The organism is Fretibacterium sp. (genome assembly GCF_057312375.1).
In genome coordinates this window covers 25,191-31,584 of the sequence record NZ_DBHLDX010000020.1, presented here as the reverse complement: position 1 = coordinate 31,584, position 6,394 = coordinate 25,191, and the positions used below count along the sequence as shown (strand labels likewise).

Genomic DNA, 6,394 nt, shown 5'->3' with positions numbered 1-6,394 from the left:
TGGCCTCCCTCGGCGCCCTGCACCGACGCCACCCGACGGCAGCGCGCAGGCTCCTCTTGAAGAGCCTGGGGATGGAGGGAGAGGCGTAGGGTGCGCGTACCGGCCCGGCGCACGGTCCTCTCGCCGTCGGCGGGCAGGACAACGTTCCCAAAATCGACGGCGTCCTGCGCAAGGCACGAAGCGGGGCCGGCCCCATCAGGGCCGGCCCCGCTCCGGCGTCCTGCGCTTCCCTCGCGGTCCGATCGCGGCTACTCGCCGCTCCTCTCAAGCTCCTGCCACAGCTCGCGCTGGCGGTCCGTGATGTGGCGGGGTATCTCGATGCGCACCCTCACGTAGAGGTCGCCGTTGCCGCTGCCGCGCTTCGGCAACCCCTTGCCCCGCAGGCGCAGGCGCTGCCCGTCCTGAATGCCGGGCGGCATCTTCATCGTGACGGAGCCCGTAAGGGTCTCCACCTGAACGTCGCCCCCCAGGACGGCCCGCCACGGTGCCACCTTCACCTCGCGCGTCAGGTCACAGCCGCTGACGCTGAAGACGGGGTGCGGCGCGAGGTGCAGGTTCACGTAGATGTCCCCTCCCCCCGCCGCCTTGCCGGGAAGGCGGATCTGCGCCCCGTCCGTGACGCCTTTCGGCAGGCGCACGTTGATCTCGCGGCGCTCGCCCCCCGGTGAGGTCATCACCATCGTGTGCGTGCCACCGCGGACGACCTCCTCCAGCGGGAGCTCCAGGTCCACCTCACTGTCGCGCCGGACCGGCGAATAGCCCCCGGCAGAGCTGAAGTTTCCTCCTCCTGCTCCGCCGAAGAGGTCCGAGAGGCCACCGCCGAAGAGCGTCTTGAAGAAGTCGCTGAAGCCGCCCGCGTCGCCGCCGAAATCCACGCGGAACCCGCCACCCGAACCGCCGCCCTGCCAGCCAGGAGGCGGCGTGAAGTCCTGCCCCGCCTGCCAGTTCATGCCAAGCGTGTCGTACTTCTGACGCTTTTCCGGGTCCTTCAGCACCTCGTAGGCCTCGTTGACCTCCTTGTAGCGCTGCTCGGCGTCCTTTTCCTTAGAAACGTCCGGGTGGTACTTCTTCGCCAGCTTCCGGTACGCCTTGCGGATCTCGTCCGCAGATGCGGTGCGAGGCACGCCTAAGATCTCGTAATAGTCTTTATACTGAACGGCCATAGCTTACCAGCCCCTTTGACCAATATTAACCTTACTGAGAGAGTATAGCATCGCGCTCGGGCGTCGTAAATAACGAAAACTACGGACGTCGGGCGGCTCGGGGTTAAGAGAGGGCTGGCCCGCAGCGGAGTCGGAAGCGACGAAAAGGGCGAGCGAAGGAACGGGTGAACCCATCCCCTCGTTCGCCGCGTCGAGCTTGCCGCGATCGGCCTGCGGCTCAGTTGAAGAGCTTTTTGACCTTCTCGAAGAAGCCCGACTCTCCCGTACCGACGGGGGCCTGCATCTCCTCCGCCAGCTGCGTGATGAGCTCCCTCTGGCGGTCGGTGAGCTTCGTCGGAACGTCGATGAAGACGTGGGCGTAGAGGTCGCCCCGCGACTTGGGCCGGTTCAGCCGCGGCATTCCCTTGCCCCGCACCTTCAGCACCTGGCCGTGGGCCGTGCCCGGAGGGACGGCGATCTTCTCCGCCCCATCAATCAGGGTTTCGATCTTCGTCTCCGCGCCCAGCACAGCCTGTGGGTAGGTCAGGACGAGGCGCGCGTGCAGGTCGGCGCCGTCGCGCTCGAACTGCTCGCTCGGCGCGACGTCCACGGCCAGATAGAGGTCCCCCGCCGGGCCTCCCTTCGTCCCTGCGTCCCCCGCACCGGGGATGCGAAGGCGCGTGCCCCGCTCCACCCCGGCCGGGATCTTGACCTCCAGCTTGCGCTTCTTCCGAACCTGTCCGTGGCCGCCGCAGTCGGCGCACTTGTCGTGGATGACCTTGCCCGAACCACCACAGTTGGGACAGGCAGCGATGGTCATGAACTCTCCGAAGATCGAGCGCTGCACCTGCTGCACCTGTCCGCGGCCTCCGCAGACCGGACAGGATTCGGGCTTCGTGCCGGGCTTTGCCCCCGTGCCGTCGCACGTTTCGCACCGCTCCCAGCGGGGGACCTCGACCTCCCGCGCCACGCCCTGCGCCGCCTCAAGCAGCGTGACGCGCAGCACCATCTCCAGGTCGCCGCCCCGACGCGGGGCCTCCGGATTGCTGGCGTGCCGCCCCATGCCGCCGCCGAACACCTGGGAGAAGAGGTCCCCAAAGAGGTCGCCAAAGTCCATGCCGTTCATGCCGCCGAAGGGGCCGGAGCCGTCCGCGGTGCCGAACTGGTCGTAGCGCGCCCGCTTCTCCTCGTCGCCCAGCACGGAGTAGGCCGCGTTGATCTTCTTGAACTTCTCCTCCGCCTCCTTGTCGCCAGGGTGCGTGTCCGGATGGTACTTCCGCACGAGCTGACGGTAGGCCTTCTTTATGTCCGCCTGAGTCGCGTCCCTGGGGACCTCAAGGATCCGGTACAAATCTTCCACTTGAACAGACACCCCACTGCCGGGGAAAACGTCCCCCTCCGAGAATTTAAAAGGGGCGGCGGGTCTTCTGCCGTCCGCCGTCCCTCAAAGATTATAACTTATTTCAGTGTGCGTTCTGCGGAGCTCAGGCTAAGCGTTGCCCTTGTCGCTGAACTCGGCGTCCACCGTTTCGCCGTCGGACCCAGCCCCTGCATCGGCGCCGCCCGCAGCGTTCCCTGAGGCCGACGCATCTTCCGCTCCAGCGCCAGCGGCCTGGTAGAGGCGCGTGGAGAACGCCTGCACCGTCCCCTCCAGGGCCTCCTTGGCGCGTCCCATGGCTGCCTCGTCCTTCTTCTCGATCGCCTGCTTCAGATCGTCGATCTGGGAGTTCAGCTTGCCCTTCTCCTCGGCGGTCATCTTGTCGCCGTAGTCGTTGATGAGCTTTTCCGCCCCGAAGACCGCGGCGTCCGCCTCGTTGCGGACCTCAGCGGCGCTGCGCTTCTTCGCGTCCTCGTCCGCGTGGGTTTCGGCATCGTTCTTCATGCGCTCGATCTCCTCCTTGGACAGGTTGGAGGACTGGATCGTGATCTTCTGGGATTTGCCGGTCCCCTTGTCCTTCGCGGAAACGTTCAGGATGCCGTTGACGTCGATGTTGAACGTGACCTCGATCTGAGGGATGCCCCGGGGTGCGGGAGGGATGCCGTCCAGCACGAACTGGCCCAGCTTCACGTTGTCCGCCGCCATGGAGCGCTCGCCCTGAAGCACCATGATCTCCACCTGGGCCTGATTGTTGGCCGCCGTCGTGAAGACCTGGCTCTTGGAAACAGGGATGGCCGTGTTGCGCTCAATGACCTTCGTGAAGACGCCGCCCAGCGTTTCCAGCCCCAGGGACAGGGGCGTCACGTCCACCAGGACGATGTCCTTGTGGTCCCCCGTCAGGATGGAGCCCTGAATGGCCGCGCCGGCCGCGACGCACTCGTCGGGGTTGATGCCCTTCGTGGGCTCCTTGCCCATGATCTCCACGATCTTCTTCTGCACCATGGGCATACGGGTGGAGCCGCCCACCAGAAGGATTTTATCGACCTTCGACGGGTCAAGCCCGGAGTCGTTGAGGGCCCGCTGCGTGGGGACGGCCGTGCGGTCCAGAAGGTCCGCCGTCATCTCCTCGAACTTCGCCCGGGTCAGCTTCATCTCCATGTGCTTGGGGCCCGTCTGGGTGGCCGTGATGAACGGCAGGGAGATCGTGGTCTCCGTCATGTTGGAGAGCTCGATCTTCGCCTTCTCGGCCGCCTCGCGCAGGCGCTGCATGGCCATACTGTCGTTCTTCAGGTCGACGCCCTCCGTCTTCTTGAACTCGCTCACCATCCAGTCCACGATGCGGTTGTCCCAGTCGTCGCCGCCAAGGCGGTTGTCCCCCGCCGTGGCCAGCACCTCGAACACCCCCTCGCCGACGTCCAGGATGGAAACGTCGAAGGTGCCGCCGCCCAGGTCGAACACCAGAATCTTGTGCTCCTCCTTGCGGTTCTCGCCGTAGGCCAGGCAGGCCGCCGTGGGCTCGTTGATGATGCGGAGCACCTCAAGGCCCGCGATGGTCCCCGCGTCCTTCGTCGCCTGGCGCTGCGCGTCCGTGAAGTAGGCTGGCACCGTGATGACGGCCTGAGTCACCTTCTCTCCCAGGTAGTCCTCGGCGTCCCTCTTCAGCTTCTGAAGGATCATCGCGGAGATCTCCTGCGGCGTGTACTTCTTACCGTCGATCTCCACGTGGTAGTCGTGCCCCATCTCGCGCTTGATCGACATGATGGTGCGGTCCGCGTTCACGATGGCCTGCCGCTTGGCCAACTGCCCCACCAGGCGCTCGCCATCCTTCGTGAAGGCCACCACGGACGGCGTCGTCCGCGCCCCTTCGTTGTTGGGGATGATCGTCGTCTGATCTCCCTCCTGGACCGCAATGCAGCTGTTCGTCGTTCCAAGGTCAATTCCAACCACTTTCGACATAACGTTTTCCTCCTGTATGCAAATCTATAATCGTTCCTAAAGATAAGGGACCCTTAAACGATCCCGTTGAACCCATTGAAAAACAGCCGTTTCTCCGGAGAGGCCGGCGGCTCTATTCCGCCTTGCCCACCAGGACCCGTGCGGGCCGCAGGACCCGGTCCTTCGTCCGATACCCCCGGAGCTGCTCGTCGACGACCGCACCATCCTCCTCCGCGTCCTCCACGGGGACGGCTCCAATCGCCTCGTGGAGCGTCGGGTCAAAGCGCTCGCCCTTCGCCGGGATGACGCTGACGCCCGACTCCTCCAGGACGGACAGGAACTGGCGGCTCACCATCTTCACCCCCGCCAGGATGTCCTTCGCGCTGCCGTCCTCCGGGACGGAGAGCGCCCGGTCCAGGTTGTCCAGCACGGGCAGAAGAGAAACGATCAGGTCCTCCGTTGCGCGTCGGCGCAGGTCCTGACGCTCTCGCATCGCGCGCTGACGGTAGTTGTAAAAGTCCGCCCGGGCTGCCGCCAGCTCTTGCTCCAGCTCCGCGATGCGCTTTTCCGCGCCCTCGTCCGGCTCCTCCGCCGGCTGTGGGGCCGCCTCCTCCTTTTTCTCCTTCTCTTCAGGTTCCGGCGACTCCTCCACGAGGACGCCGTCCTCGCCGATGGAGTACTCCTTGACGGGCCGGCTCATCGCCTCCGCCTCTGAATCCCCCAAGGCGTCCTCCGGTTCGGGTATCAGGTAGTCCTCCTTTAATCGATCCTCCGTCATAGCACTCATCTCCCGCCCGGCCGCCCGGTCGTTCTTGGCGTTCCGGAATATTCTCGTCAGCAGGCCCTTACGTCCCGCGCGCTTATTTTTTTTCCTGTGCATTCAGCGCATCTTCCTTCCGCAGCCCTCCGCGTCCTTCAGGCTCTCCCACCTCGTCGTCCAGCGCGTCCGCGACGGCTTCCAGAACGCTGATGGAGCGTTCGTAGTCCATCCGCAGCGGGCCGATCAGGCCCAGGACCGCCTTCTGCTGGCAGGCCCGCGCCGGGATCAGGATCATGGCGTTCTCCTGCATCCCGTCCGTTTCGTTCTCGTCGCCGAGAGATACCCGCAGGTCCGAGGCCTGGCGGCACTGTTCCACCATGCTCGCCAGCGGCTTCTCCTGCTCCAGGAGCGTCAGAACGGCCTGCAGCCGCGAGAGCGCCTGGAAGTGGGGCAGGCTCAGGATGTGCTTCGCGCCGCTGCTGAAGAAGCGGTAGTTCTGTTCCGTCAGGAACCGGTCCACATCGCTGATGGCCGCGCGGCAGGCCGTTTCGGCCTCCTCGAGCCCCCCCAGCACGTACTGGTACAACACGTCATGCACCTCGCTCCAGGAGTGCTCGCAGGCGATGGTGTTGATCCGGCGGCTGAGCTCCTCCAGGAGCCCCGGCTCCACCTCGCAGGGGAGGGTGAACTCCGTGTGGTGCACCAGCCCGCCCTTCAACACGATCAGGGCCAGGACGTTCGCCCCTCCCAGCGGCATCAGGTCGATGTGCCAGATCTCCATGCTGTCCAGCCCGGAAACCGCCGCCACCGCCACGCAGTTCGTGAGGCGCGAGAGAAGGTTCGTGACGTAGTTCAAGAGGTCCTCGATGCCGCTCCGCCGGCCCATGAGTTCCCGCCGCCAGGCTTCGGCCCCGCGTGAAGAACGGCTGCGGGCTCTGGCGGTGACGGAATCCACGTAGACGCGGTAGGCCTTGGCCGTGGGCAACCGTCCGGAGGACGTGTGGGGTTGGTAGAAATACCCCATCTCCTCGAGGTCGGCCATCTCGTTGCGGATCGTGGCAGGGCTCAGCCCCTTGATGTACTTCTTCGTGATGGTACGCGACCCGGCGGGTTCCCCCGTCTTGATGTACTCGTACACCACCGCCAGGATAATGCTGAGCTGCCTCTCCGTCATCGGCC

At 65.4% G+C, this 6,394-nt stretch carries 5 protein-coding genes; all 5 read right to left on the bottom strand.

All coding sequences use genetic code 11. From position 1 onward, the window contains the following. Positions 1-248: 248 nt before the first annotated feature. Positions 249-1,163, bottom strand: coding sequence for a DnaJ C-terminal domain-containing protein (locus ACO41U_RS04885; protein ID WP_485942053.1), 915 nt, complete (start codon positions 1,161-1,163; stop codon positions 249-251). A 217-nt stretch (positions 1,164-1,380) separates the two neighbouring features. Further along, entirely contained in the window at positions 1,381-2,502 is a 1,122-nt protein-coding gene (dnaJ, locus tag ACO41U_RS04880) for a molecular chaperone DnaJ (protein WP_485942051.1), read from the bottom strand. Positions 2,503-2,631: 129 nt separating this feature from the next. Next, positions 2,632-4,476 carry a molecular chaperone DnaK gene (gene dnaK / locus ACO41U_RS04875; protein WP_485942049.1) on the bottom strand — a complete coding sequence of 615 codons (1,845 nt, stop codon included), beginning with the start codon at positions 4,474-4,476 and terminating at the stop codon, positions 2,632-2,634. A 112-nt stretch (positions 4,477-4,588) separates the two neighbouring features. Further along, complete coding sequence (locus ACO41U_RS04870) at positions 4,589-5,233, bottom strand: nucleotide exchange factor GrpE (RefSeq protein ID WP_485942047.1); 645 nt, start codon at positions 5,231-5,233, stop codon at positions 4,589-4,591. Between the two features lie 82 nt (positions 5,234-5,315). Then, positions 5,316-6,389: a heat-inducible transcriptional repressor HrcA gene (hrcA, locus tag ACO41U_RS04865; protein ID WP_485942045.1), complete on the bottom strand. Its 1,074-nt coding sequence runs from the start codon at positions 6,387-6,389 to the stop codon at positions 5,316-5,318. Positions 6,390-6,394 lie beyond the last annotated feature (5 nt).

Bases quoted from the DNA above. Each gene is read 5' to 3' on its own strand.
- dnaK (WP_485942049.1), bottom strand. From the start codon at position 4,476: ATGTCGAAAGTGGTTGGAATTGACCTTGGAACGACGAACAGCTGCATT.
- ACO41U_RS04885 (WP_485942053.1), bottom strand. From the start codon at position 1,163: ATGGCCGTTCAGTATAAAGACTATTACGAGATCTTAGGCGTGCCTCGC.
- hrcA (WP_485942045.1), bottom strand. From the start codon at position 6,389: ATGACGGAGAGGCAGCTCAGCATTATCCTGGCGGTGGTGTACGAGTAC.
- ACO41U_RS04870 (WP_485942047.1), bottom strand. From the start codon at position 5,233: ATGACGGAGGATCGATTAAAGGAGGACTACCTGATACCCGAACCGGAG.